The organism is Paraburkholderia sp. SIMBA_053, assembly GCF_046534895.1.
In the GTDB taxonomy this organism is placed as follows: domain Bacteria; phylum Pseudomonadota; class Gammaproteobacteria; order Burkholderiales; family Burkholderiaceae; genus Paraburkholderia; species Paraburkholderia caledonica.
Genome location: NZ_JAWRXU010000001.1, coordinates 717,118 through 740,866 on the forward strand (window position 1 = coordinate 717,118; position 23,749 = coordinate 740,866).

Annotated in this window: 21 protein-coding genes; 8 read left to right on the forward strand and 13 right to left on the reverse strand. The window is 63.7% G+C overall.

What is annotated here, in order from left to right; genetic code table 11:
- Positions 1–51: 51 nt before the first annotated feature.
- The 6 genes from SB753_RS03280 to SB753_RS03305 form a co-directional block, all read right to left on the reverse strand.
- Positions 52–1,320: an FAD-dependent oxidoreductase gene (locus SB753_RS03280; protein ID WP_410798938.1), complete on the reverse strand. Its 1,269-nt coding sequence runs from the start codon at positions 1,318–1,320 to the stop codon at positions 52–54.
- The gene (locus SB753_RS03285; RefSeq protein ID WP_088173864.1) at positions 1,317–1,583 is read right to left on the reverse strand and encodes a (2Fe-2S)-binding protein; all 267 of its coding nucleotides are present in this window, start codon (positions 1,581–1,583) and stop codon (positions 1,317–1,319) included. Before SB753_RS03285 ends, SB753_RS03280 begins: the two co-directional genes overlap by 4 nt.
- On the reverse strand, positions 1,576–2,757 hold the full coding sequence (locus SB753_RS03290; protein ID WP_410798940.1) for an NAD(P)/FAD-dependent oxidoreductase: 1,182 nt from the start codon (positions 2,755–2,757) through the stop codon (positions 1,576–1,578). Before SB753_RS03290 ends, SB753_RS03285 begins: the two co-directional genes overlap by 8 nt.
- Positions 2,739–3,719, reverse strand: coding sequence for a 4-hydroxyproline epimerase (locus SB753_RS03295; RefSeq protein ID WP_410798941.1), 981 nt, complete (start codon positions 3,717–3,719; stop codon positions 2,739–2,741). The genes SB753_RS03290 and SB753_RS03295 overlap by 19 nt, the downstream gene beginning before the upstream one ends.
- A gap of 277 nt (positions 3,720–3,996) precedes the next feature.
- Positions 3,997–5,148 (reverse strand): branched-chain amino acid ABC transporter substrate-binding protein, encoded by a 1,152-nt coding sequence (locus SB753_RS03300; protein WP_020066217.1) that lies wholly within the window; start codon positions 5,146–5,148, stop codon positions 3,997–3,999.
- A gap of 310 nt (positions 5,149–5,458) precedes the next feature.
- Positions 5,459–6,403: a dihydrodipicolinate synthase family protein gene (locus SB753_RS03305; protein ID WP_087751113.1), complete on the reverse strand. Its 945-nt coding sequence runs from the start codon at positions 6,401–6,403 to the stop codon at positions 5,459–5,461.
- Positions 6,404–6,811: 408 nt separating this feature from the next.
- Here SB753_RS03305 and SB753_RS03310 point away from each other — a divergent pair, with 408 nt between their 5' ends.
- From SB753_RS03310 to SB753_RS03320, 3 genes are all read left to right on the forward strand, one after another.
- Positions 6,812–7,624 (forward strand): PadR family transcriptional regulator, encoded by an 813-nt coding sequence (locus SB753_RS03310; RefSeq protein WP_410798943.1) that lies wholly within the window; start codon positions 6,812–6,814, stop codon positions 7,622–7,624.
- 102 nt (positions 7,625–7,726) lie between these two features.
- Positions 7,727–8,551 (forward strand): siderophore-interacting protein, encoded by an 825-nt coding sequence (locus tag SB753_RS03315; RefSeq protein WP_410798944.1) that lies wholly within the window; start codon positions 7,727–7,729, stop codon positions 8,549–8,551.
- A gap of 85 nt (positions 8,552–8,636) precedes the next feature.
- Positions 8,637–9,899 carry an MFS transporter gene (locus SB753_RS03320; RefSeq protein WP_410798945.1) on the forward strand — a complete coding sequence of 421 codons (1,263 nt, stop codon included), beginning with the start codon at positions 8,637–8,639 and terminating at the stop codon, positions 9,897–9,899.
- Positions 9,900–9,936: 37 nt separating this feature from the next.
- Here the strand turns inward: SB753_RS03320 and SB753_RS03325 are convergent, their stop codons facing one another.
- The 6 genes from SB753_RS03325 to SB753_RS03350 form a co-directional block, all read right to left on the reverse strand.
- On the reverse strand, positions 9,937–11,097 hold the full coding sequence (locus tag SB753_RS03325; RefSeq protein ID WP_410798947.1) for an enoyl-CoA hydratase/isomerase family protein: 1,161 nt from the start codon (positions 11,095–11,097) through the stop codon (positions 9,937–9,939).
- Positions 11,094–11,930, reverse strand: a complete 837-nt coding sequence (locus tag SB753_RS03330) for an enoyl-CoA hydratase (protein ID WP_410798948.1) — start codon at positions 11,928–11,930, stop codon at positions 11,094–11,096. The genes SB753_RS03325 and SB753_RS03330 overlap by 4 nt, the downstream gene beginning before the upstream one ends.
- On the reverse strand, positions 11,927–12,856 hold the full coding sequence (mmsB, locus tag SB753_RS03335) for a 3-hydroxyisobutyrate dehydrogenase (RefSeq protein WP_410798950.1): 930 nt from the start codon (positions 12,854–12,856) through the stop codon (positions 11,927–11,929). The genes SB753_RS03330 and mmsB overlap by 4 nt, the downstream gene beginning before the upstream one ends.
- Positions 12,857–12,884: 28 nt before the next feature.
- The gene (locus SB753_RS03340) at positions 12,885–14,393 is read right to left on the reverse strand and encodes a CoA-acylating methylmalonate-semialdehyde dehydrogenase (protein ID WP_088173872.1); all 1,509 of its coding nucleotides are present in this window, start codon (positions 14,391–14,393) and stop codon (positions 12,885–12,887) included.
- A gap of 80 nt (positions 14,394–14,473) precedes the next feature.
- The gene (locus tag SB753_RS03345; RefSeq protein WP_410798952.1) at positions 14,474–16,177 is read right to left on the reverse strand and encodes an AMP-binding protein; all 1,704 of its coding nucleotides are present in this window, start codon (positions 16,175–16,177) and stop codon (positions 14,474–14,476) included.
- Between the two features lie 95 nt (positions 16,178–16,272).
- Positions 16,273–17,406 (reverse strand): acyl-CoA dehydrogenase family protein, encoded by a 1,134-nt coding sequence (locus tag SB753_RS03350; protein WP_410798953.1) that lies wholly within the window; start codon positions 17,404–17,406, stop codon positions 16,273–16,275.
- Positions 17,407–17,616: 210 nt separating this feature from the next.
- On the opposite strand from SB753_RS03350, the gene SB753_RS03355 reads away from it, so the two are divergent.
- The 5 genes from SB753_RS03355 (at position 17,617) to SB753_RS03375 (ending at position 23,177) form a co-directional block, all read left to right on the forward strand.
- Positions 17,617–18,654 carry an AraC family transcriptional regulator gene (locus SB753_RS03355; RefSeq protein WP_410798955.1) on the forward strand — a complete coding sequence of 346 codons (1,038 nt, stop codon included), beginning with the start codon at positions 17,617–17,619 and terminating at the stop codon, positions 18,652–18,654.
- Between the two features lie 81 nt (positions 18,655–18,735).
- Complete coding sequence (locus SB753_RS03360) at positions 18,736–20,451, forward strand: NfeD family protein (protein WP_410798957.1); 1,716 nt, start codon at positions 18,736–18,738, stop codon at positions 20,449–20,451.
- 49 nt (positions 20,452–20,500) lie between these two features.
- Positions 20,501–21,274 carry a slipin family protein gene (locus tag SB753_RS03365; RefSeq protein WP_020066230.1) on the forward strand — a complete coding sequence of 258 codons (774 nt, stop codon included), beginning with the start codon at positions 20,501–20,503 and terminating at the stop codon, positions 21,272–21,274.
- A gap of 120 nt (positions 21,275–21,394) precedes the next feature.
- The gene (locus tag SB753_RS03370) at positions 21,395–21,655 is read left to right on the forward strand and encodes a DUF4148 domain-containing protein (RefSeq protein WP_408129633.1); all 261 of its coding nucleotides are present in this window, start codon (positions 21,395–21,397) and stop codon (positions 21,653–21,655) included.
- A gap of 220 nt (positions 21,656–21,875) precedes the next feature.
- The gene (locus tag SB753_RS03375; RefSeq protein ID WP_410798959.1) at positions 21,876–23,177 is read left to right on the forward strand and encodes an NCS2 family permease; all 1,302 of its coding nucleotides are present in this window, start codon (positions 21,876–21,878) and stop codon (positions 23,175–23,177) included.
- A 30-nt stretch (positions 23,178–23,207) separates the two neighbouring features.
- Here the strand turns inward: SB753_RS03375 and SB753_RS03380 are convergent, their stop codons facing one another.
- Positions 23,208–23,498: a DUF1488 domain-containing protein gene (locus SB753_RS03380; RefSeq protein ID WP_025597272.1), complete on the reverse strand. Its 291-nt coding sequence runs from the start codon at positions 23,496–23,498 to the stop codon at positions 23,208–23,210.
- Positions 23,499–23,749: the final 251 nt, after the last annotated feature.

The following is a 23,749-nucleotide window of genomic DNA, read 5'->3' on the forward strand; positions in this document are numbered from 1 at the left end:
GCTTGATTATGCCGACGCCCAGGTCACTCGAACGCTCGCGGTTCCCGGCGTTCAGACCGGCGTCTGGAAGCTCATTAAAGTGCTCACGCGTGCAGGCGAGAACGGCGGACGCTGCCCATAGCGCGACCAGCTGAGGCAAAACGCTGCTGCTTCCCCGCAAATCTTGCCTTGGCAAGGCCCCATGCCGCAGCGTGTGTGCAACTTGGCATCGCGCCAGCCGCGATGCTGCGCGACCTCACCGAAGCTGACGTCCTCACAGCGGCACATCACAGTGTCTGCGGTGGCGAGTCCGCGGAGTTGCTGATCGAGGGCGAAGGCCGTATGCATTTTCGCTGCAAAGCGGCGGTAGCGTTCGCGCTCCGCAAAGAGAGCACGCGCATCGGCTGCGTTGCCAATCGCAGCAAGCGCGGCGATTCGCCCTTCGACAGCAGACAGTTCCATGCCGCCGACGCCCGTACATTCTCCGGCCGCATAGATGCCCGGCTGGGTGGTTGCCTGAAAATCATCGACGACGATGGCGAGCACGCCGTCCGTTTCGGCGACATCGCAACCAAGCGCCGTGCCCGGGATCGTGTTGGGGACGAGACCATACGCGCAGGCGAGCCTGTCGCAATCGATCTGCGTTTGCTTCGTACCCTGCTGCACCACGACCTGCGTGATCTTCTGATCGCCGTGTGCGGCGCTCACATAGGCGCCGCACAGATATGGCGTCGCGCGCAAAGCGAACCGCATGCGCGCCGCCTGGGCGAGTTTCGCTGGCGTGCTCACGAGCGACATTGCGAACTGCCGCACTGCATGCGTCGGCGCCTGCTCGACAATCGCCGCAACGTGCGCGCCCTGTTCGCGCGCGGTCACGGCCGCCGCCCACAATAACGGGCCTGTTCCTGCGATAACGATGCGCTCGCCACGCACCGGCATGCCGCCCTTCACCAGCGCCTGCAAACCGCCCGCCCCTGTCACGCCAGGGAGTGTCCATCCCGGGTACGGCAGAAACCGCTCGCGCGCGCCGGTTGCGATGATGAGCTTGTCGTAACCGATCGCATAGCCGCGCGTAGCATCCTCCACGAGCAACTCGTGTTCACGAAGCGCCTGCACGACGCGCGTACCGTGCAAACGCGCGACGTTTGCGGCTTGAGCCACCGCATCGATTGCTGCGCGTCCGCGCCCTTGCGGTCTATGATGCGGTCCTTGGCGCCAGATCTGACCGCCAGGCAGTGCGTTATCGTCGACGATGCCAACTGTAGCACCTGCTCGCGCAGCGACACTTGCAGCATGCAGTCCCGCAGGCCCCGCACCAATGATCAGGATATCGAAATTCATGATGCAGACCTTGCTGTCCTGATGTTCATGCCGTCGGTGCAGAGCGTCTGACAGGCGAGCCGATGGCGCACGCCGTCGATCGTCACGCGGCATTCCTGGCACACACCCATTCCGCACAGCGGCCCGCGTTGCGCGCCGCTCACGGATTCACGCGTCACCACGTCCGCACCGCCCGTTACGAGCGCGATAGCCGCTACGACCGAACTGCCGCGCTCGACCTGCACGTCGCGTCCGTCCACGCTAATCGTCACGGGGTCACGCATGACTGGCTCCCACGTTTTCGAAGCGTGCAGGCAGGTACGGCGCAGCGTCGATTGGCAGCACGTCGCCCAGATCGAGCATCTGCGCGGCGATCAGTTTGGCCGTAGCGAGTGCCGTCGTGACGCCGAGGCCCTCGTGACCCGTCGCGAGCCACGTAGAACGGTGACAGGAGTCGTCCCAGAACGGTGCTGCGGGCCCGATCAACGGCAAGCCGTCACTCGTGGCCGGACGAAAGCCGGTCCAGGCCCGAATCGCGTTGAGCGTCGGCAATGCCGGCAGATACTCCGCGGCGCGGCGTAGCATGCGTGCGAGAACGTCTGGTTCGATAGCCGGATCGACGGTGTCGAATTGCCGCGACGATCCGATCAGGATCTGACCGGTTGGACGCGGCTGCACGTTGAACGCCACCGACGTACCGCTCGCGTTGTGGGCGCTCTTGATATAGCCGAGTTCAAGTATTTGATGACGGATCGTGCCCGGATAACGATCGGTGATCAGCAAATGCCCTTTTTTCGCCTGCATCGGTAGCCCGGGCAGCAGATCGGCCGCTTGCAGACCGTTGGCCACTAGCACGGCGCCCGCTGCGATCGCCTCACCGCTCTCGAGCATGACGCCTTCGCGATTCACGCGCGCAACCTGCGTATCGAGCCTGCACGTCACGCGTCCTTTCACTGGCTGCGCGAGTAGCCATGCGGCAGCGGCAGGCGCGTACACCACGGCGTCGTCGGGGAGCATCATGCCGCCACGCAAGCCTTCGCGCAGTTCGGGTTCCGCTTCGCGCATCTGCTGTGCGTCCAGCAACGAGCAGTCGACGCCCGCCTGCACAAGTGCCTGCTGGCGCGTCTGCGCGAGTTCGTATTCCTCGTCGTCTACGGCGACCCAGAGTGTGCCGCAACGCACGAACGCCTCGCGCTCACTCAGTCGCGGCGCGAGCTCGAGCCACAGATCGCGCGACCACGCAGACAACGCGAATTCGGCAGGTGAGTCGTCCATCAGCACGAGGTGGCCCATACCCGCTGCCGTCACTCCGCCGCCCACGCCCGCGCGATCGAGGACGAGCACGTCAGCGCCCTGCTTCGCCAGTTCGTGTGCACAAGCCGCGCCGACGATGCCCGCGCCGACCACCACGACGTCGGGACTCGACTGACCCGGCTGAATCACGCGCGAATGCCCCATGCGAAAGGATCGTCGGCGGAGAAAATCAGCTTTGCCTCCGCGCTCACGTGCGCCGTGCCGCGAATGCTGGGACGCACGTAGCGGCGGCTGGCATTGTCCACGTCATTACTCGTGTCTTCATGAGGCTCGTAGCTCGCTTCGAATATGCTGCCGATGATGCTTTCCTGCCGCCAGGTCGCGCCGGGTGCGAGGTGAGCGTCGGCGGCGAGGCAAGCGATCTTTGCACTCGTACCGGTGCCGCATGGCGAGCGGTCGTACGCCTTGCCGGGACACAACACGAAGTTTCGGCTATCGACACCGGGCGTGCTCGAATCCGCAAACAATTCGATGTGATCGATGAGCGCACCGCCTTCGCCAGTGATGCCGTTGGCTTCGAGCGCGGCGCGAATTGCCCAGGTGACATTCGTGAGCGATTCGACGTTTGCAAATTCGAGCGTCTGCCCGTGATCGGCGACGAGGAAGAACCAGTTGCCACCCCATGCGATGTCGCCATGCACGCGGCCGAGTCCCGGCACGTCGAGCTGCACTTCCGTGCGATAGCGATACGCGGGCACGTTACGGACGCTCACGCTGCCGTCGCCGTGCAATTCGGCTTCAACCACCCCCACGGGCGTTTCGATGCGATGTACGCCCGGCTTGATGCGACCCATGTGCGCGAGCGACACGATCAGGCCGATCGTGCCGTGTCCGCACATGCCGAGATAACCGACGTTGTTGAAGAAAATCACGCCCGCCGAGCACCTCGCATCATGCGGTTCGCAAAGCAGCGCGCCGACCATGACGTCGGAGCCGCGCGGTTCGTTGACCACGCCCGCACGCACGTGATCGAAATCGCGGCGAAATATGTCGAGCCGCTCAGCGAGCGGGCCACGGCCCAGATCAGGGCCGCCTTCAACGACGAGCCGTGTAGGCTCGCCGCCGGTGTGGGAGTCGATAACGGTAATGGAGTTCATGTCCACCATCCTACGCATCGGCCGCAAGGCCGTCTTGTTCGAACGCCGCTATGGCAATGACGATTTGGGCACAGCAAAGGGAAGTGCGCCACGGCACCGGGACGCACCGGTAAGCACTGCCAGTACTCAACCACGCGAGCCATGCGAGAGTAGAAACTTGCGAGGGAATCTCGACGGGCATCGTCGCGGTAACTGGAGGCGAATCGCTCACGTGTTCCGCGCTTCCGGTGACGTGAGCAGTCTGCGCGGGCGGTGTCTGAGCGCACCGCCCATCTTCGATGGTGACTTACTTCGTACCCACCGTTTGCAGCGGCTTCCATGTGCCATTGACGACCTTGTACACCGTCACGCCGCCGTACTTGAGGTCGCCGTACTGGTCGTAAGAGAGCTCACTTGTCGTGACGCCCTTCATATTCGTAGCCTTCAGCGCGCTCAGGAACACATGCGGATCGGTCGAGTCCGCTTTCTTCATCGCATTGAACACGGCCATTGTGCCGTCGTAGGCATACGGTGCGTAAAGCTCGACCGGCTGGTTAAAGCGCTTCTGGTAACGCTCGGCGAACGCCTTACCGCCCGGCATCTGCGAGAGGGGGCTGCCCTCGGACGCGGCCAACGTGCCTTCGGACGCCTCGCCTGCAATCTTGATCAGGTTATCCGACTGGAGCATGTCCGGACCGAGCAGAGTCGACTTGATTGCGAGCGAGCGCATCTGCTTCAGCATCGGCGCAGCCTGAGTGTCGGCGCCGCCGTAGAACACCGCGTCGACATTCGCCTGCTTGATCTTGGTGAGAATCGCGCGGAAGTCCACGGCCTTGTCGTTCGTGTATTCCTCGGTGACCACCGTCGCGCCCGCCGCCTTCGCGGCCTTGGCGAACTCTTCGGCCACGCCTTGTCCGTAGGCGGTGCGATCGTCGACGATCGCGAGGCGCTTGAACTTGAGCCCCTTCACAGCGAAGTCACCGAGCACCGCGCCGAGTTGCGTATCGGAAGTCAGCAGGCGGAACGTGGTGGGCAGCCCGAGGCGCGTGTAGCTGGGGGCAGTGGCCATCGCAACTTGCGGCGTGCCCGCTTTCGCGTAGATCGGCGCGGCCGGAATGCTGGTGCCCGAGTTGTAGTGGCCAATCACGGCGACCACGCCGTCGTCCACGAGTTTTTGTGCAACCGTCGTGCCGGTGCGAGGATCGGCCTGATCGTCCTGCGCATCCAGTACGAAATGCACAGGTTTGCCCCCGATAACCGGATTCGTCCCGTTCATGTCCTCGATGGCGAGCTGCACCCCGCTGCGGAAATCCGCGCCATAGTGGGCTTGACCGCCGGTGAGGGGCGCAGCGAAGCCGATCTTGACATCGACCGGCGTTGCGGCATAGGAGCATGGTGCGCCTGCCAGGGCGAGGCCCATGACGATTGCGCTGGAGATGACGGTCCTATGGAATTGCATTGTTCTTGTGCTCCTCGTTTAGTGGATTACCGCGGTACCCGCGCCCGCACTGGTGTGGCAGGCACATGCCTGTCGCCTTCCGGTCCGACCGGTGGATGGCTTGAGCAATATAAGAGTCCAAAAATCGCGGAGTCTTGAGGGAAATCGACAGCAACCAGGCAGAAATCTGCATAGTCGTCGGCGCACTCGCGCGTCGCTTTAACCGGAGGAGGCGCGGCTGTCACTAAGGGTTTTCTCTCGCGGCTTCCAATGAAAAAAGCGCCCACGTGGGGCGCTTTCCGATGTTGCATGCACTGCAGTTGCTCAAGCCTCAAGCATTCACTTCCTTCGACCACTCCGCATACCAGTTGCGGAACAACTCGTACTGCGTCTGCGCGTAACGACGCTGCGCCTCGCTCAGCGCATCGGTTTCGTAGAAATGCAGCGAATATTCCGTGTCACCGTTGAGCACCATCAGGTACTTGTAGTAAAGCACCAGGTCGGTTCCTTCATCGAACGACGACAGCACAGCCAGCGCCGATTCCAGTTCCCGCGCCTGGCGGCGCGCGGTGACATCGCCCTTCGCCGCCTTGCGGCACAGGTCGACCAGTTGAAGGACTTCGCGCGGCAATGCGTTGCCAATGCCGGTAATAGCGCCCGTGGCGCCGCAGTTGACGAAGCCATGGAACACCTGCGTGTCAACGCCTGCCATGAGCGTCACCGTGTCGTCCTGGCTCGTGATGTGCTCGGCTGCGTAACGCATGTCCGCAGCACCGCCAAACTCCTTGAAGCCGATCAGATTCGGATACCTGGCGCGCAGTTCGAAGAACAGGTCGGCACGCGTAGCGAAACCATAGTACGGGCTGTTATAGATGACGGCGGGTAGTGCCGGAGCCGCTTCGAGAATCGCGGCGAAGTGCGCTTTCTGCGCGGCGGGCGACGCCCCGCGAGACAGCACGCGCGGGATAACCATCAAGCCGCTCGCCCCTACTTTTGCGGCGTGCGCAGCATGAGAAATCGCTTCTTTCGAGTTGACCGCGCCCGTGCCAACGATGGTGGGGATGCCGGCGGCCACGAGCCGCGCGACACCTTCCTGACGTTGGGCTTCGGTCAGTAGCGGCCAGTCGCCCATCGAACCGCAGTAAACGACGGCGGACATGCCGAGATCAACCAGTTCGCGTGCTTTGGCGACGAGTGCGTCGTAATCGGGCAGGCGGTCGGCGGTGCACGGGGTCATGAGGGCCGGAATCGTGCCAGTGAAGATGTTGTTGCTCATGCTGTTTCCTTTTGATTTGGGAGGTTTGGAAGCCGCTTTCCCGATTTGCTTTACGAGGCTTGTTCAAGCTGAGCAAGCGCCCAGGTAAGCCGATGCACTCAACAAGGGACGACTCGCGCTAAGCGCCTGTACTGGAAGCAGGTCGCAGTGACAGTATTTATGCCGGGAATTTTAGGCAGCGCTTATCTGGCCGTCTTGTCTCCGTGGCGCGCTGACGACGACGATTTCTGCATAGAGTCGCGTTTGGGAAGCGCTGCACACAGAATCTGGGCACTGTTACCAAGCACGGTCGCTGCCTTGCGTTCCCGCAGACTTTGTTATGCGCCCATACCTCCCCTCAAAAACTTGACAACCTATCTTTAGATATATATCTTACGACACATCTTAAGACACAAATGGAGATGCGAGATGCGTCATCACCATCGTTCAGGCCGCCCGCACGGCGGCGACTTTCCTTCGGGCGCGGGTTTCGAGCGCCGGTTGCTGCACGCGTGGTGGCATGCGTTCGGCCATCATCGTGAGGCTCACGGCCAGGGTCCCGGCGAACACGCCGATGCGGACCATCGCTTCTCACCGCATGCGCTCTGGCATGCGATTGGACGCCACCATGACCACCGCGGCGGGCGCGGCCATTTCGGCGGCGGGCCGGGCGGCTTCGGCGGCGAAGGCGACGGATTTCCGCGCGGCCGTAAATTCAGCTCCGACGATCTGCAACTGCTGTTGCTCTCGCTGATCGACGCGCAACCGAGCCACGGCTACGAACTCATCAAGGCGCTGGAAACACGCTCGAACGGCTTCTACAGTCCGAGCCCCGGCATGGTCTATCCGGCGCTCACGTATCTGGAAGAACTCGGCTACGTCACCGTGCAACTCGAAGGCAATCGCAAGCGCTATGAACTGGCGCAGGCGGGGCGCGACTATCTCGCGGCCAACCGCGACCGCGTCGAGCTGATGCTCGCGAAGCTCAGCCACATCGCGCGCAAGATGGATTCGGTGCGCCGCGCGTTTGCCGGTGAAGAGCCGGCCGACATCAGCGAAGGCGGTTGGGCGCCCGAGTTGAATGAAGCACGCCGCGCGCTGAAAAACGCGCTGCTGCGTCGTGACAATGCGCCGGCCGACGAACAGCGCCGCATTGCCGCGATCCTGATGCGCGCGGTGAAGGAGATCGAAGGCGAGCGCAATCCGGGCAGCGGTCATAGCGACGACGCATCCACCGCGTGACATCGCGAACGCCGGCGTCTCACGCGCCGCTCTTCACCGCACGCCGCGCTAACGCGCGGTACGCGGCTCACCGAACCTACCGCTTTGCATCGGACCAGCTCAATGACGACTTCAGAAAACCGACCCGACCTCGCCGTGCATCGCGTGCGGCACCCGCTCAAATTCCGCCTGCTGCAAGCGAGCAAAGTGCAGGCGCTGACACCGCATCTGATCCGCGTGACCTTTACCGGCGAAGACTTGCACGACTTCGTGTCCGCTTCGTTCGACGATCACATCAAGGTGTTCTTCCCCGAACCGGGCGCGGACAAACCCGTGCTGCCCGAAGCCGGCCCCGACGGCCCGGTGTTTCCCGAAGGGCGCCGCCCCACCGCACGCGACTTCACGCCGCGCCGCTTCGATCGCGAGGCTCGCGAACTCGACATCGAATTCGCCATGCACGAAGCCGGCCCGGCAGCCACATGGGCTGCACAAGCGCACGTCGGGCAGTACCTCGGCATCGGCGGGCCGCGTGGCTCGCTCGTGATCCCTGCCGCTTTCGACTGGCATTTGCTGATCGGCGACGACACCGCGCTGCCCGCAATCGCGCGCCGACTTGAGGAGCTGCCGGCCGGCAAGCGCGTGGCCGCCGTGATCGAAGTGGCCGACCCGTCGGCTCGCATCGAGTTCGAGACTCGGGCCGAGCTGCATCTGGTGTGGCGTTATCGCAGCGAAGCCGGCTCTCGCGGCGAGGCTTTGCTGCAAGCGGTCCGCGAAACGTATCTGCCCGAAGACGGCGAAGGCTATGTATGGGCTGCGGGCGAATCGGCGACCATCCGCGCGATTCGTCATCATCTGTGCATGGAACGCGGCGTCGACAAAGCGCGTATTCGCGCGGCGAGCTACTGGAAGCAGGGCGCGGCGGCCGTGCATGAAACGATAGACGACTGAGCGCCGTACGAGCATCCGGCTTATGCGATGAGCGGCCAGACGCGTGCAAGCGGCGCGCTTATAACAACAACAAGGAACCTTGCCAATGTATTCAATTGACGCAAAGCACGAGCGCCGTTTGCTCTGGCTGCTCGCGCTGACCCAGTTCACCATCATCATGGACTTCATGGTGATGATGCCCCTCGGTCCACAGATCATGCACGCGTTCGGCATTGCGCCGGCCGGCTTCGCCACCGCGGTGTCGGCGTATTCGTGGTGCTCGGGCCTGTCCGGACTTTTTGCGGCTACCTACATCGACCGCTTCGACAGGCGGCGTCTGCTGCTCACCATGTATGCGCTCTTCGCGATGTCGAATCTCGCGTGCGCGCTGGCGAGCAGCTTCGCGTTGCTGCTGGCCGCGCGGGCTTTCGCAGGAATAACGGGGGGCGTGCTGGCATCGGTGATCATGGCGATCGTCGCCGACGTGATTCCCGTGCAACGACGCGGCGCCGCAACCGGCACCATCATGACGGCCTTCTCTCTCGCCGCAATCGCCGGCGTGCCGGCCGGCGTGATGCTAGGCGCGCATTTCAGTTGGGCGGCGCCGTTCTTCCTGCTGGTCGGGCTGTCGTTCGCCGTGTGGGTGGCGGGCTGGAAACTGGTGCCTTCGCTGGCCGGACATCTCAGCCGGCGCCAACCGCCGCTCGCCGAAATACTGCCCGATCTGTTGCGGCTTCTCGGCAACCCACGGCATATGTCGGCCTTTGCACTGACCTTCGTGATGATGGTCGCGCATATGCTGGTCATCCCGTTCATTTCGCCGGTGCTCGTTGCCAATCACGGCGTGTCGCCCGAACAACTGTCGTGGCTATACATGGCCGGTGGAGCAGCAACGTTCTTCACCTCGCGACGGGTCGGCAGGCTCGCAGACCGGTTCGGTGCACGCCGCGTCTTCCGTATCACGGCGCTGCTTGCCTGTCTGCCAGTCCTTTTCGTCACTCACCTGCCGGACCTGCCGTTCTATGCGCTGCTTCTGTTCTTCCCGGTTTTCATGGTGTTGATGTCGGGGCGAATGGTGCCGATGCAGGCCCTCTTGACCACCGTGCCGCAGCCCGATCGACGCGGCGCGTTTCTCAGCGCGAACAGCGCGCTCCAGGCGCTCGGCACAGGATGCGGCGCGTGGATCGGCGGTCTCATGCTCGGCAGTTCGTCCGCCGGCCAGATAGTCGGCTATGGAACCGTCGGATGGGTGTCGGTCGCGGTCGCGGTCAGCGGCGTGCTGTGGGTTTCGCGAGTTCGAGGCGCGCGCAGCGACGGCGCCGCACCGGCACCCGCGGTCGTGCACGGTGAGGTCGTCGGCGAAAGCTAAGGCTCGCGGTCCCTACCGCACGGTCTCGGCGCGATCATCACACCGGTTCCGCGCCGAGATCCGCCAACGGATGTGCCTCCTGCTTCCACGGCGAACTCAGAAAGTGTCTGACGCGCTCGGGCCGCACTTCTGCGAGCGTGGCAGGCGCCCAGCGTCCTTTGCGATCTTTATCGATCAGCTGCGCGCGCACGCCTTCGCAGAAGTCGCCCTCCTCGATCGCGCGCTTCACGATGCCCAGTTCCATCCGGAAACACTCGGCAAGCGTCATCTGGCGGCCACGTAACAACGCCTCACGTGTGACGTAAAGCATGGTGGGTGAATGCGCGGCGAGCGCGTCGTAAGTGGACTGCAGCCACTGCCTGACTTCGCGCGGCGGGTCGCGTTCGAGATCGTGCCGCAACGTCGCCATGATCCTGTCGACACCGGAACGGCGGTCGAAGTGCCGCTGGACCAGTTGCGTGAATGGCGTGATCGCCGCGTGCGGCACGATGTTGCACGGCGGCTCGACGACCCCGCGCAAAGCGCTCAGCAGATCGCCCTCGTGCGACATGTGCTGCAATCGCTGTTCGCAAGAAACCAGCCAGTCGGCAGGCACACATTGATCGGCCAGTTGCAGCCGCAACGCATCGGCGCCGGACAAAGTCGCGCCGGTCAGGCCCACGTACAACTCGAGCTCCGCGGGCATCACGCTCAGAAAACGCGTTGCGCCGACGTCCGGCAGGAAGCCGATGCGCGTCTCCGGCATCGCAATCTTGCTGCGCTCGGTGACGACGCGCAAACGCGCCGCCTGTCCGAGGCCCATGCCGCCGCCCATCGCGATACCGTCGAGTATTGCCACCACCGGCTTCGGGAAAGTGTGCAATGCGTAATCGAGCCGGTATTCGTCGACGAAAAACGCGAGCCAGCGGCTGTCGCCGCTTGTGGCGAGCCGGTGCACTTCGCGCACATCGCCGCCCGCACAAAAGCCCTTGTTTCCAGCCCCTTTCAAGGCAATCGCGACAATGCTGTCGTCGTTGCGGCAATGCTCGACGAGCACCGCGAGCTCGCGAATCATCGCGTGCGACAACGCATTGAGCGCTGCCGGCCGGTTCAGCGTGATGACGGCGACACGGTTGATCACGCGAAACTGGATTTCTCGTTGAGCTTCGCCGCCTGTAACGGACGCGTTCTCGGGCACGACGCTCTGCAAGGCGCTCATCGTTGCGTCTCCCCGCGAGCGTGTGCTGCTTGCGTCGAACTCGTTGTGTGTTCGCCTTGCGCGATCTGCCAGCGCGGCGTGCGTTTTTCGAGGAACGCATTAACGCCCTCGCGCTGATCGGCGCCGTCGAACAGATCGACAAAGTGCTCACGTTCCACTGCAAGCGCGGCTGAACGCGGCACGCCATTGCGCGCCTGATGAATCAGCGTCTTGCTGAAGCCGACTGCCTGCGGGCTCAGTGTCGCGACGCGCGCCGCCATGCTCAATGCAGCCTCGCGCGCGGCGCCCTTCTCCACGACTTCTTCAACGAGACCGATGCGCAGCGCGGTCGCTGCATCCACGCGTTCGCCGGTGAGAATCATGCGTTTCGCCCAGCCTTCGCCGACGAGCCACGGCAGCGTTTGCGTTCCGCAACCGCAAGGCAGCAGGCCAACTGCGGTTTCGGGCAGCGCCATCACCGCGTGCTGTTCGGCGATCCGTATGTCGCACGCCAACGCGCATTCCAGCCCGCCGCCCATCGCAAAGCCGTTGATCGCAGCGATCACCACGGGCCGCGCATTCTGCAACGCTTCAAAGGCCGCGCCGAAGCGCGCTGCCGCGACGCGCGCCATTTCGCGATTGCCGTCGGCGAAAGCATTCAGATCTGCGCCAGCACTGAAGAACTTCGGACCTTCGCCGGTAATGACTATTGCGCGGACACGAGTCTCGCCGTTCAGGCGCTCCACCGTCTGCTGCAACTGCAACAGACCGTCAGGTGTGAATGCGTTCGCAGGGGGACGCTTCAGCGTGAGTTGCGCGACGGCGCCCTCATGTGCGTAGTCGAGTTCGATCATCGCGCATCTCCATTACCGGTGGCTTTGGCGGTGTTTTCCACGGTCTCGTGACGATAGAGCTTGATGACTGCGGAAAAGTCCAGACGACCCGCGCCTTTTGCGCTCATCGTTTGATAAAGCTGCTGCGCGAGTGCGCCGAGATAGACCGGTTGACGCGCGAACCTGGCGGCGTCGGTGGCTAGCCCGAGGTCTTTTAGCATCAGATCCGTGCCGAAGCCGCCGCTGTATTCCCGCGACGACGGCGCACTATCGATTACGCCCGGCATCGGGTTATACGTGTCGGAGCTCCAGCAGCGCCCCGTCGACGTATTGATAATGCCGGCCAGCACTTTCACGTCGATGCCGAGCGCTTCACCCAGCGACATGGCTTCCGCCACGCCGGCCATCGTGATGCCGAGCACGAGGTTGTTGCAGATCTTCGCGACCTGGCCCGTGCCGGTATCGCCGCAATGCACGATGTTCCTGCCCATCGCCGACAACACCGGCTTGACCTTCTCGTACGCACCGGCACTGCCGCCGACCATGAACGTCAACGTGCCCGCAGCCGCACCGCCGGTTCCACCCGACACGGGCGCATCGACAAAGGTGTTGCCCCGTTGCTGCGCGAGTTCGGCAAACGCCCTCACGCTTGCCGGATCGATCGTGCTCGAATCGACGATGGTCACGCCTTGCGCGATGCCGGCTAACACGCCGTCGTCCGCGGTCAGCACGCTGCGCACATGCGCTGCCGCAGGCAGCATCGTGATCACGCATTCGACGTCGGCCACCGCCGCTTTCGGCGAAGCGGCAGCGTGAGCGCCCGCGTCGACGAGCGCCTGCACCGCTTGCGCATTGAGGTCGAATACATTGACAGCGTGGCCGGCCTTCAGCAGGTTGTGCGCCATCGGCGCGCCCATGTTACCGAGCCCGATAAAGCCTATTTTCATGATCTCGTCTCCGTTCTCGCGGCGTCGTTCAGCGCAGGCTGATGGTCGTGTTCACGCCGTCGTTGACCGTGTCGTCGTCGAACCAGCGCGCGGTGACGGTCTTGGTTTGCGTGTAAAACTGCACGACCTGCTTGCCATAGGGGCCGAGGTCGCCGAGCTTCGAGCCGCGCGAACCCGTAAAGCTGAAGAACGGCACGGGCACCGGAATCGGAATGTTGATGCCGACCTGGCCCACGTCGATTTCGCTCTGGAACTTGCGCGCCGCCGCGCCGCTCTGCGTGAAGAGGCCGACGCCATTGCCGAACGGATTGCTGTTGACGAGCGCGATCGCATCGTCGAGCGTCGCCGCGTTCAGCACGAGCAGGACCGGCCCGAAAATCTCCGTGCGATAGATCTCCATCTCCGTGCTGACGTCCGCGAATATCGTCGGGCCAATGAAGTTGCCTTGCTCGTAGCCGGGCACCGTCACGCCGCGGCCGTCGAGTGCGAGCGTAGCGCCTTCTTTCACACCGGCTTCGATCAAGCCCAGAATGCGCTCTTTCGCCGCGCGCGAGACAACGGGGCCGATATCGGTGTTCGGCTCGTTGCCCGCGTTCACCTTCAGCGTCTTCGCCTTGGCGACGATGTCCGGCAGCCATTGCTGCGCGGCGCCCACCAGCACCACCACCGAAGTCGCCATGCAGCGCTGCCCGGCCGCGCCAAAGCCCGCACCCGCAAGCGCGTTCAAGGTCTGCTCGCGGTTTGCATCGGGCAGCACGACGGCATGATTCTTTGCGCCCATCATCGATTGCACGCGTTTGCCGTGCTCGCTGCCGAGGCGATACACATGTGTGCCGACTGCCGTCGAGCCGACGAACGAGACCGCTTTTACCAGTTCGTGCGTGCAGAGTGCATCGACCACGTCCTTGCCGCCGTGCACCACGTTCAGCACGCCTTTCGGCACGCCCGCCTCCAGCGCGAGTTCGACCAGCTGCATTGTCGACATGGGGTCCTGCTCAGAAGGCTTCAGCACGAACGTATTGCCGCATACGATCGCCATCGGGAACATCCATAGCGGGATCATTGCGGGGAAGTTGAACGGCGTGATGCCGGCGCACACGCCGAGCGGCTGGCGCAGCGTGTAGGTGTCGACGCCACCGGCGACGTTTTCCGCGAATTCGCCTTGCTGCAAGCTACCGATAGAACACGCATGTTCGACCACTTCGAGTCCGCGGAAGATGTCGCCTTCTGCATCGGGAATCGTCTTGCCCTGCTCCGCGCTCAACGTCTTCGCGATACGCGGCATATGTTCGCGGATCAACGCCTGGTACTTGAGCATGATGCGCATGCGCGCGCCGATCGGCGTGTCCTTCCACGTCTTGAACGCGGCATGCGCCGAGCGGATCGCTTCGTCGACTTCACCGGCGGTAGCGAACGGCACGCGCGCCAGCACCTGTTGCGTCGCCGGGTTGACGACGTCGCGCCATTCGGTCGTCCTGGATTCGACGAACTCGCCGTTGATCAGCAGCTTGACGGTATTCGAAGCAATTGCGCTCATGCTGAAACTCCTGTGCGTTGGCCGCGTGACGGCCGGACAGTGACTGAAAACAGAAAATGTTCGATAACGCTTTGCGCGACTCAGCGCAGGTCCGGGAAATCTTCTTCCCAGTACTCGTCCGGCAAGCGTGCCGGTTCCGCCTGACGCTCCATTTCACGGCGCCGCAACTCGACGCGGCGAATCTTTCCGGAGATGGTCTTCGGCAACTCGCTGAATTGCAGACGGCGAATACGCTTATACGGTGCGAGTTTTTCGCGCGAGAACGCGAATACGGCGCGCGCGAGCTCAGGCCCTGCCTGATAGCCGTGGCGCACCGTGACGAATGCCTTGGGCACCGACAGGCGCAGCGCATCGGCGCTCGGCACAACAGCCGCCTCGCCGATGGCCTCGTGTTCGATCAGTACGCTTTCGAGCTCGAACGGGCTGAGCCGGTAATCGGACGATTTGAAGACGTCGTCTGCACGACCGACATACACGTAGTAGCCGTCCTCGCGGCGCAGCGCCACATCTGACGTGCGGTAAAAACCGTTGCGCATGGCTTGCGCGGTCGCTTGCTCGCTGTTCGCATAGCCTGTCATCAGACCGAGGGGCCGCTGCTTGCCGTCGGGTCCAATCGGCAACGCGATCTCGCCTTCGGTCACAGGCTGATCGTCGGCATCGAGCAGCTCGATTCTGTAGCCCGGCAGCGGACGGCCCATCGAACCCGCAACGACCGGTTGCCCCGGCGAATTGCCGATCTGGCAAGTGGTCTCCGTCTGCCCAAAACCGTCGCGAATCGTAATGCCACAAGCGTGCTTCACGCGCTCGATGATCTCCGGATTCAACGGCTCGCCCGCGCCGACGATTTCGCGCAGCTTCACCGGATAATCGGTGAGGTGCTCCTGCACGAGCATTCGCCACACAGTGGGCGGCGCGCACACCGTCGTGACGTTGAAGCGCACCAGCACATCCAGCGTGTCTTTCGGCACGAACCGCGCAAAGTTGAAAACGAATACACAGGCCTGCGCGTTCCACGGCGCGAAGAAGCAACTCCACGCGTGCTTCGCCCAGCCGGGCGAACTGATATTCCAATGGATGTCGCCCGGTTGCAGGCCGATCCAGTACATCGTCGACAGGTGGCCGACCGGATAGCTTTGATGCGTATGCTCCACGAGCTTCGGCTTGGACGTCGTGCCCGACGTGAAGTAAAGCAGCAGCGGATCGGTGGCGCGCGTCACACCGTCGGGCGTGAATTGCGGCGATGCGTCATACGCCGCCGCAAGATCGGTCCAGCCGTCGCGCGGTGTGCCCACCGAAAGACGCGTCAACGGCACGTCGAGCGAATCGAATTTGGATAGCTCCGCGCTGTCGACCACCACGAAGTTCGCGCCGCCGATCTGCACGCGGTCGCGCACATCGTCGGCGGAAAGCTGGGTCGTGGCCGGCAGCACGATCGCGCCGAGCTTCATTGCGGCGAGCATGACGTCCCACAGTTCGACGCGATTGGGCAGCATCAGCAGCACACGGTCGCCGCGTTTCACCCCGACGCTGCGCAGGAAGTTCGCCATGCGCGCGGAGCGCTCCGACATTTGCGCATACGAGAGACGCAGCCCTTTGCTGGCCGGGTCGTCGACGATCCACAGTGCGGTGTTGTCGTTGTCGCGTGCGATGACGTCGAAGTAGTCGAGTGCCCAGTTGAACTGTTCCAACGCGGGCCATGCGAATTCGCGGTAAGCGCGCTCGTAATCGGTTCGATGGCGCAATAACAGGTCACGCGCGTCGAAAAAGGCTTTCGCTGCAGTCATGGTCGTCTCCTGATGGGCGCGGTATGAATCCGCGTTTGCTCGGGTTTAGTTTTATCCGCAAGCTATTTTGCGCTCAAACGCCGTTCGCGCAGCGTTCAAACGTGACGCGCGATCACCATGCGCTGCACTTCGCTGGTGCCTTCATAAATCTGCGTGATGCGGGCGTCGCGGTAGTGGCGTTCCACCGCGTAATCCTCGAGATAGCCATAGCCGCCGTGAATCTGGATCGCGTTCGAGCAGACTTCTTCGGCGACCTCGGAGGCGAACAGTTTCGCCTGCGATGCCTCCGACAAGCACGGCTCGCCCGCCGAGCGCAGGCGCGCCGCGTGATGCACGAGCAGACGCGCGGCGTTCAGGCGCGTGGCCATGTCGGCGAGCATGTTCGCGATGGTCTGGTGGTCTTTCAGCGCCTTGCCGAATTGCATGCGCTCGCTCGCATAGGCTCGCGCGGCGTCGAACGCGGCTCGCGCAATACCCACGGCTTGCGCCGCGATGCCGATGCGCCCGCCTTCGAGATTCGACAGCGCGATGCGCAAGCCCTCGCCCGGTTCGCCGAGCAGATTCGCTTCAGGCACCGCGCAGTCGTCGAGTGAAATCGGACACGTGTCGGAGGCGCGAATGCCGAGCTTGTGTTCCGGCTTGCCGACGTTGAAACCCGGCGTATCCGTCGACACGATGAACGCGGACAGGCCACGCTTGCCGCGGTCGGGATCCGTGACCGCGAACACGATCGCGATGTCGGCTCGCGCGCCGTTGGTCACGAACTGCTTGCTGCCGTTGAGTATCCATTTGCCGTCGCAGAGCACCGCACGCGTGCGCAGATTGTTCGCTTCGGAGCCCGCCTGCGGCTCGGTCAGGCAGAACGCGCCGATGCGCCGACCGGTCGCAAGGTCGTGCAAATGGCGGTCTTTTTGCGCGTCGCTGCCGAAGTTCAGGATCGGCCCGCAGCCGACCGAGTTGTGCACGCTCATCAGCGTCGCGCATGCGGCGCAGCCCGCGGCGATTTCCTCCAGGGCGAGCGCGTAGGCCACGTAGTCGGTGTACGAGCCGCCCCACTGCGACGGCACGATCATGCCGAGAAACCCCAGATCGCCCATTTGCCTGACCACGTCCGCCGGCAGTTGCGCGTCGCGATCCCATTGGGCAGCGTTCGGCGCGAGGCGCTCGGTCGCAAAGTCGCGCGCGGCGTCGCGGATCATGCGTTGTTCTTCGGTGTAGAAGCTGTCCATGGGTCCGAGTCCTTTGCTTGCGTTCGGGGCCAAGTGTAGGCAAGCGACTCGCCGGCTTCGATGCTCAGCCCGATCATTGTGTCTGAGCGCATTTGCCATACTGGTACGATGCAGTACTGTCCGCGCGGCCTCTGCCTCGACCCATGTCGATTTCCATAGGGAAAACGTTGAGCGCGATTGCCACTCTTCCACGCTTGTGAACAAACGCCGATGAAGACCGATAAAGGCACGATCTCCGTGAGTCTCGTCGAGGAAACACTCGCGCTTGCCAGGGCACGCGGTTTCGACGCGCTCCCGATCGCCGAAGCGGCCGGCATCGCCGCACCCATGCTGGCGTCGCCGAAAAGCCGCGTGTCGTCCGCGCAATACGGCGCGCTGTGGGCGGGCATAGCACGCGCGCTCGACGACGAGTTCTTCGGTCAGGACTCGCATCGCATGAAATGCGGCAGCTTCATCGCGATGACGCAGACGGCGCTCACGGCGCGCAACGGCGCGCAGGCGCTGGCGCGAGCGGTTGGCTTCATGCGGCTCGTGCTGGACGACCTGGGCGCGTGCATCGAGACGGACGCCCAGCGCGTGCGGCTACGCTTCGTCGAACGCAAAGGCGCGAAGCCGCCTGCGATGTTCGCTTACGCGACGTATTTCATCGTCGTCTACGGGCTCCTGTGCTGGCTCGTCGGACGCCGCATACCGTTGATCGAGGCGCGCTTTCGCTGCGCGGAACCTCCCGCTGCGCACGAGTACCGGCTCATGTTCTGCGACGACATGGCATTCGGGCAACCGGAGTCGTACGTGGATCTCTCACCCGTATTCGCCGAGCTACCCGTGATCCAGACGGCGAAGTCGGCCAAGCCGTTCCTGCGGGACGCGCCGGCAAGCTTCATCGTCAAATACCGTAATCCCGGCTCGTTCGCCGCGCGCGTTCGCAAGACGCTGCGCGCGCTGCCCATGATGAACTGGCCCGCGGCTGACGAGATGGCCGCGCGCCTGCACGTCGCCGAGGCGACGATGCGGCGGCGGCTGAAACAGGAAGGTCATACCTATCAGTCGATCAAGGACGACCTGCGGCGCGACATTGCAATCGGCGAACTGCAGCAATCCGGGCGGACGATCGCGGACATCGCCGCGTCGGTAGGCTTCGCCGAGCCGAGCGCATTTCATCGCGCATTCCGCAAATGGACAGGCATGCGGCCCACCGACTACCGGCCGGTGCGTGCGGACTTCACGCGGCGCCTGGAATCGGACTAAGCTGTAAGCAGCAGGCCAGTCTTACTGGAGTGTCGGCCCGCGCCGGTCGATACCCGTCGACGGCGCGCGGCGCCCTTAGCGATGAGCACGTATCCGCGTCGCCCGTTCCGGCAATCCGGCGCGCATCGGCCGTTTATCCACGGCGATGTTGTGCGCCGGCTCATGCGCGGCATGACCGCGCGCGGGATGCTTTTGACGTTTGTAATCGGGGTCGCGCTTGCGTGGGTGTCCGGCTTCCTGTTCGCGTCGCGCGAATACTCGTTGGCGCTCGCGGCCCAAGCGGCGCCGGTCACTACACAGGCCGCCACCGGGCATGTGCCTAATAGCGTCGTCGTGATTCCGGTGAGCGGCGCGATCGGTCCGGCAAGCGCCGACTTCATTGTGCGCAGCCTGCAGCGCGCCGCCGACGACCACGCCCAGCTCGCGGTGCTGCAACTGGATACGCCGGGCGGGCTCGATACGTCCATGCGGCAGATCATCAAGGCAATACTCGGCTCGCCGGTTCCGGTCGCGACGTTCATCGCCCCGAGCGGCGCGCGGGCAGCGAGCGCGGGCACCTACATCGTCTATGCGAGCCACATTGCGGCGATGGCGCCGGGCACCAATCTCGGTGCGGCGACGCCGATCCAGATGGGCATTGGCGGCGCGGAGCCGCCAGGCCGCGAAAAGCCGGGCCTGCCCGGCTTGCCCGGCACGGACGACCGGCAGCCGAAGGCGCCGGCCGGTCCAGCGGGCGCAGCTTCCGGCACTGCATCCGCCGGCGCTTCGGGCAACGCTTCGCGCGGCGCGGCAAGTGACGCCGCTACCGGCGCCGCAAGCGCGCTCCCGCTCGACACTCAATCGACAGAACTGCGCAAGCAGGTCCACGATGCCGCTGCCTACATCCGCGGCCTCGCGCAAATGCGCGGGCGCAACGCCGATTGGGCCGAACGCGCGGTGCGCGAAGCGGTGAGCCTGAGCGCAAGCGACGCGCTCGCGCAACATGTCGTGGATCTGAACGCGCGCGATGTGCCGGATCTGCTGCGCCAGCTCAATGGCCGCACGGTCACGACGACCACCGGCAACGTCAAGCTCGCGACAGCCCAGGCCCCCGTCGTGATGCTCGAAGCCGACTGGCGCAGCCATTTTCTCGCGGTGATCACCGATCCGAACGTCGCGCTGATGCTGCTGATGCTGGGCATGTACGGCCTCTTCTTCGAGTTTGCCAATCCTGGCTTCGTGCTGCCGGGCGTGGTCGGCGCGATCAGCTTGCTGATCGGTCTGTTTGCCATGCAGATGCTGCCGATCAGCTACGTCGGCCTCGGTTTGATCTTTCTCGGCATTGCGTTTCTGATCGGCGAGGCATTCCTGCCGACGTTCGGTTCGCTTGGCTTCGGCGGGATCGTCGCGTTCGTGATCGGCGCGTTGATGTTGATGGACACCGATGTGCCCGGTTACGGCATCCCGTTGCCGATGATCGCCGCCGTCGTCGTATTCAGCGTGCTGTTCGTGCTCGGCGTGTCGAGGCTCGCGCTGCGCGCGCGGCGCAGGCCGGTCGTGACCGGTTCGGAAGGGTTGATCGGCAGCGTGGGCGTGGTGCTCGAAGGCGGTCTGCCTGTTGGCACCACCGCGGCCAATGGCATGGCCGCCGGCTGGGCGCAGGTCAAGGGCGAGCGCTGGCAGGTGTCGAGCGCGGTTCCCGTCGCGGCGGGCCAGGCGGTGCGGGTTACCGCGCGCAATGGGCTGACGCTAACGGTTGTGCCCGTGGCGCCCGTTGAGGGAATGGTGGAGCAAAGGGTGCGCGTGGGATCGGGGTGATGGGCTGAAGCGGTAACTCTGGTCGACCGCTCTGCATGGGAGACAGTTCATGATTGGGTTCACTTTTGGTTTCTCCAGCATTCTGATCCTGATGGCGGCCGCGCTCATCGCTTCGTCAATCAGGATCTTTCGCGAGTACGAACGCGGCGTCGTGTTCATGCTCGGGCGCTTCTGGAAGGTCAAGGGGCCGGGGCTCGTGCTTATCATTCCGGTCGTGCAGCAGGCTGTGCGCATGGATCTGCGCACCGTCGTATTCGACGTGCCGCCGCAGGATGTCATCACGCGCGACAACGTCTCGGTGAAGGTCAACGCCGTCGTGTACTTTCGCGTCGTCGATCCGGAAAAAGCCGTGATTCAGGTGGCGCGCTATTTCGAGGCGACCAGCCAGCTATCGCAAACCACGCTACGCGCAGTGCTCGGCAAACACGAACTCGATGAACTGCTCGCGGACCGCGAGCAACTGAACGCCGACATCCAGAAAGTGCTCGACGCGCAGACCGATGCGTGGGGCATCAAGGTCGCGATCGTCGAGATCAAACATGTCGATATCAACGAAACCATGATCCGCGCAATTGCCCGTCAGGCCGAAGCGGAGCGCGAACGGCGCGCCAAGGTGATTCACGCGGAAGGCGAATTGCAGGCGTCGCAACAACTGCTGCAAGCGGCGCAGACGCTTGCGCGCGAGCCGCAGGCGATGCAGTTGCGCTATCTGCAAACCCTCACGACGATCGCCGCCGATAAGAACTCGACCATCGTTTTCCCGTTACCGGTCGATCTGCTGAACGCGGTGGTCGAGCGTCTCACCAGACCGCCGCCGCCTTGATCCCGCACCCTGCTTTCGCTCACCGGATGAAACGGTGCATTGCCTCGCAACGCCTTATTCCGGATACCTGCGAAATCTAAAATGTTTGAATCGTCTATCACCGCTCCCAGGGAGCCTGTCATGAAAGTGTTCTTTCGATTTGTACTCGGCGCGCTATTGGCCGCCGCCAGCATGAACGCCGCGTTTGCGCAGTCGTCAACACGGCCTTACGACCCCTCCGCGCCGAAGACGCGCGCCGAGGTCAAGGCCGATCTGGTCGAGTGGCTCGCCGCCGGCTACGACCCGCTCGACTGGATCGATTACCCGTACAACGCGCAGCGCGCCGCGAGCATCGTCGCCGAACGGCGCTCGCAGCAGCCGGCGCCGAGCGTCACGCAATAAGCGTCTTGCTGCCGAACGGCAGGCTGCTGCCCGCACCCGCGATTGCAACGGTCGCGAGCGGCGGGTGGCTCGAACGCGGTCTGCCGCTCTTCGCTCGAATCCGGCTTCGGCCATCACGGCCATCTCCGGCCATCTCGGCGCGACATCGTAAATTCGCTTGCGGCTCCGGCGGGGGCGCTGGCAAGGTATCATCTCGCCCCTACGACGAGAGACCCGCCATATGGATTCCATAAAACGCTACTTTGGCCTCGACGCGGCCGGCACGAACCTGCGCACGGAAGTGCTGGCCGGCCTGACGACTTTTCTGACCATGGCTTACATCATCTTCGTCAACCCGGCAATTCTGGGCGACGCAGGGATGCCGAAAGACGCCGTGTTCGTTGCGACCTGTCTGGTCGCGGCGCTGGCCTCGCTGATCATGGGCCTTTATGCGAACTACCCGATAGCGCTCGCGCCCGGCATGGGGTTGAACGCGTACTTCGCGTACACCGTGGTCAAGGGCTTGGGTTTCACGTGGCAAGCCGCGCTCGGCGCAGTGTTCATTTCCGGTTGCCTGTTCCTCGTGGTCACGCTGTTTCGCGTGCGCGAAGTGATCGTCACCGGAATTCCGCACTCCATACGCATTGCGATTACCGGCGGCATCGGCCTCTTTCTCGCGATCATTTCGCTGAAGACGGCCGGCGTAGTGGTCGGCAATCCGGCCACGCTCGTCACGCTTGGCGATCTGCATAACCCGCATGTGGTGCTCGCGGTCATCGGCTTCTTTGCCATCGTCACGCTCGACTACCTACGCGTGCGCGGCGCAATTCTGATCGGCATTGTCGGCGTGACGGTGCTGAGCTTTTTCTTCGGCGGCAACCAGTTTCACGGCATCGTCTCGGCCCCGCCGTCAATTTCGCCGACACTGTTCCAGCTCGACATTCGCGGCGCATTGTCTACCGGTGTGCTGAACGTGATTCTGGTGTTCTTCCTCGTCGAATTGTTCGATGCAACCGGCACGTTGATGGGCGTGGCCAATCGCGCGGGCTTGCTGGTGGAAGGCAAGATGCACCGCCTGAACCGCGCGCTGCTCGCTGACAGCACGGCCATTCTGGCCGGCTCGATGCTGGGCACATCGTCCACCACTGCTTACATCGAGAGCGCGTCGGGCGTCCAGGCAGGCGGGCGCACCGGCATCACCGCGATTACCGTGGCCGTGCTGTTCCTCGCGGCGCTGTTTTTCGCGCCGCTCGCGGGCGTGGTGCCCGGTTACGCGACGGCGCCGGCGCTGCTCTACGTGTCGTGCCTGATGCTGCGCGAAATGGTTGACCTGCCGTGGGACGACGCAACCGAAGTCGTACCGGCCGCGCTCACCGCATTGCTGATGCCGTTCACCTACTCCATCGCAAATGGCGTGGCGTTCGGTTTCATCTCGTATGCGGGGCTGAAGCTGCTCACGGGCCGCGCGCGTCAGGTGAAGCTGGTGGTGTGGATCATCGCCGCGATTTTTCTGTTCCGCTACTTCTATCTAGGCAGCGAATAAGTTCACACCAGGCCCGGCGTGCCGCTCTCCTCAGGCACGCCAGTTCGCTTCATAAAAGCGCACATAGCCGCTTCGCAGCACGACGCACTGCGCGCTCGTTTCCGACAGGAGGCGCCGCGTGGCTGCTTCGATTCGCTCACGATGCGTGTCGAATGCGCCCACCATGTCTTCGAGACGCGGAGAGGCGGCGCCAAAATGATCTTCCAGCGCTTCCGCGGTGATCATGCACTCGACCCTCTGCCCATCGACCAGCGCCGGAAACGCCAGGGTGAGTTCGCGACCTGAATATTCAGGACTTTCGTTCGGGAAAAGTATCTGCATGGGAGTCACCTGGAAGTTGGGCACTGCGCATGATTCGCATGGGTAATGCGCACGCCGGTTGCAGCTGGTCGCGCCTTCAGCTTCTTCCTCCTTGTCTAATGCTGGCGACGCGGGCTCGTCATCTGTCGCATGCGGACGCAGTTCGCGCCCCGCGAGGATGATTTGATTCACTTTAGACGAGTTCGCGCGCGGCGCAAGTTTTCCTTTTTGTTTGCCTGATCGCGGTGCGGCGCGCGCACAGATTGTGCACG

Coding starts and splice junctions, on each gene's coding strand:
- SB753_RS03280 (WP_410798938.1), bottom strand. CDS start 1,320: ATGAATTTCGATATCCTGATCATTGGTGCGGGGCCTGCGGGACTGCAT.
- SB753_RS03285 (WP_088173864.1), bottom strand. CDS start 1,583: ATGCGTGACCCCGTGACGATTAGCGTGGACGGACGCGACGTGCAGGTC.
- SB753_RS03290 (WP_410798940.1), bottom strand. CDS start 2,757: ATGGGGCATTCGCGCGTGATTCAGCCGGGTCAGTCGAGTCCCGACGTC.
- SB753_RS03295 (WP_410798941.1), bottom strand. CDS start 3,719: ATGGTGGACATGAACTCCATTACCGTTATCGACTCCCACACCGGCGGC.
- SB753_RS03300 (WP_020066217.1), bottom strand. CDS start 5,148: ATGCAATTCCATAGGACCGTCATCTCCAGCGCAATCGTCATGGGCCTC.
- SB753_RS03305 (WP_087751113.1), bottom strand. CDS start 6,403: ATGAGCAACAACATCTTCACTGGCACGATTCCGGCCCTCATGACCCCG.
- SB753_RS03310 (WP_410798943.1), top strand. CDS start 6,812: ATGCGTCATCACCATCGTTCAGGCCGCCCGCACGGCGGCGACTTTCCT.
- SB753_RS03315 (WP_410798944.1), top strand. CDS start 7,727: ATGACGACTTCAGAAAACCGACCCGACCTCGCCGTGCATCGCGTGCGG.
- SB753_RS03320 (WP_410798945.1), top strand. CDS start 8,637: ATGTATTCAATTGACGCAAAGCACGAGCGCCGTTTGCTCTGGCTGCTC.
- SB753_RS03325 (WP_410798947.1), bottom strand. CDS start 11,097: ATGAGCGCCTTGCAGAGCGTCGTGCCCGAGAACGCGTCCGTTACAGGC.
- SB753_RS03330 (WP_410798948.1), bottom strand. CDS start 11,930: ATGATCGAACTCGACTACGCACATGAGGGCGCCGTCGCGCAACTCACG.
- mmsB (WP_410798950.1), bottom strand. CDS start 12,856: ATGAAAATAGGCTTTATCGGGCTCGGTAACATGGGCGCGCCGATGGCG.
- SB753_RS03340 (WP_088173872.1), bottom strand. CDS start 14,393: ATGAGCGCAATTGCTTCGAATACCGTCAAGCTGCTGATCAACGGCGAG.
- SB753_RS03345 (WP_410798952.1), bottom strand. CDS start 16,177: ATGACTGCAGCGAAAGCCTTTTTCGACGCGCGTGACCTGTTATTGCGC.
- SB753_RS03350 (WP_410798953.1), bottom strand. CDS start 17,406: ATGGACAGCTTCTACACCGAAGAACAACGCATGATCCGCGACGCCGCG.
- SB753_RS03355 (WP_410798955.1), top strand. CDS start 17,617: ATGAAGACCGATAAAGGCACGATCTCCGTGAGTCTCGTCGAGGAAACA.
- SB753_RS03360 (WP_410798957.1), top strand. CDS start 18,736: ATGAGCACGTATCCGCGTCGCCCGTTCCGGCAATCCGGCGCGCATCGG.
- SB753_RS03365 (WP_020066230.1), top strand. CDS start 20,501: ATGATTGGGTTCACTTTTGGTTTCTCCAGCATTCTGATCCTGATGGCG.
- SB753_RS03370 (WP_408129633.1), top strand. CDS start 21,395: ATGAAAGTGTTCTTTCGATTTGTACTCGGCGCGCTATTGGCCGCCGCC.
- SB753_RS03375 (WP_410798959.1), top strand. CDS start 21,876: ATGGATTCCATAAAACGCTACTTTGGCCTCGACGCGGCCGGCACGAAC.
- SB753_RS03380 (WP_025597272.1), bottom strand. CDS start 23,498: ATGCAGATACTTTTCCCGAACGAAAGTCCTGAATATTCAGGTCGCGAA.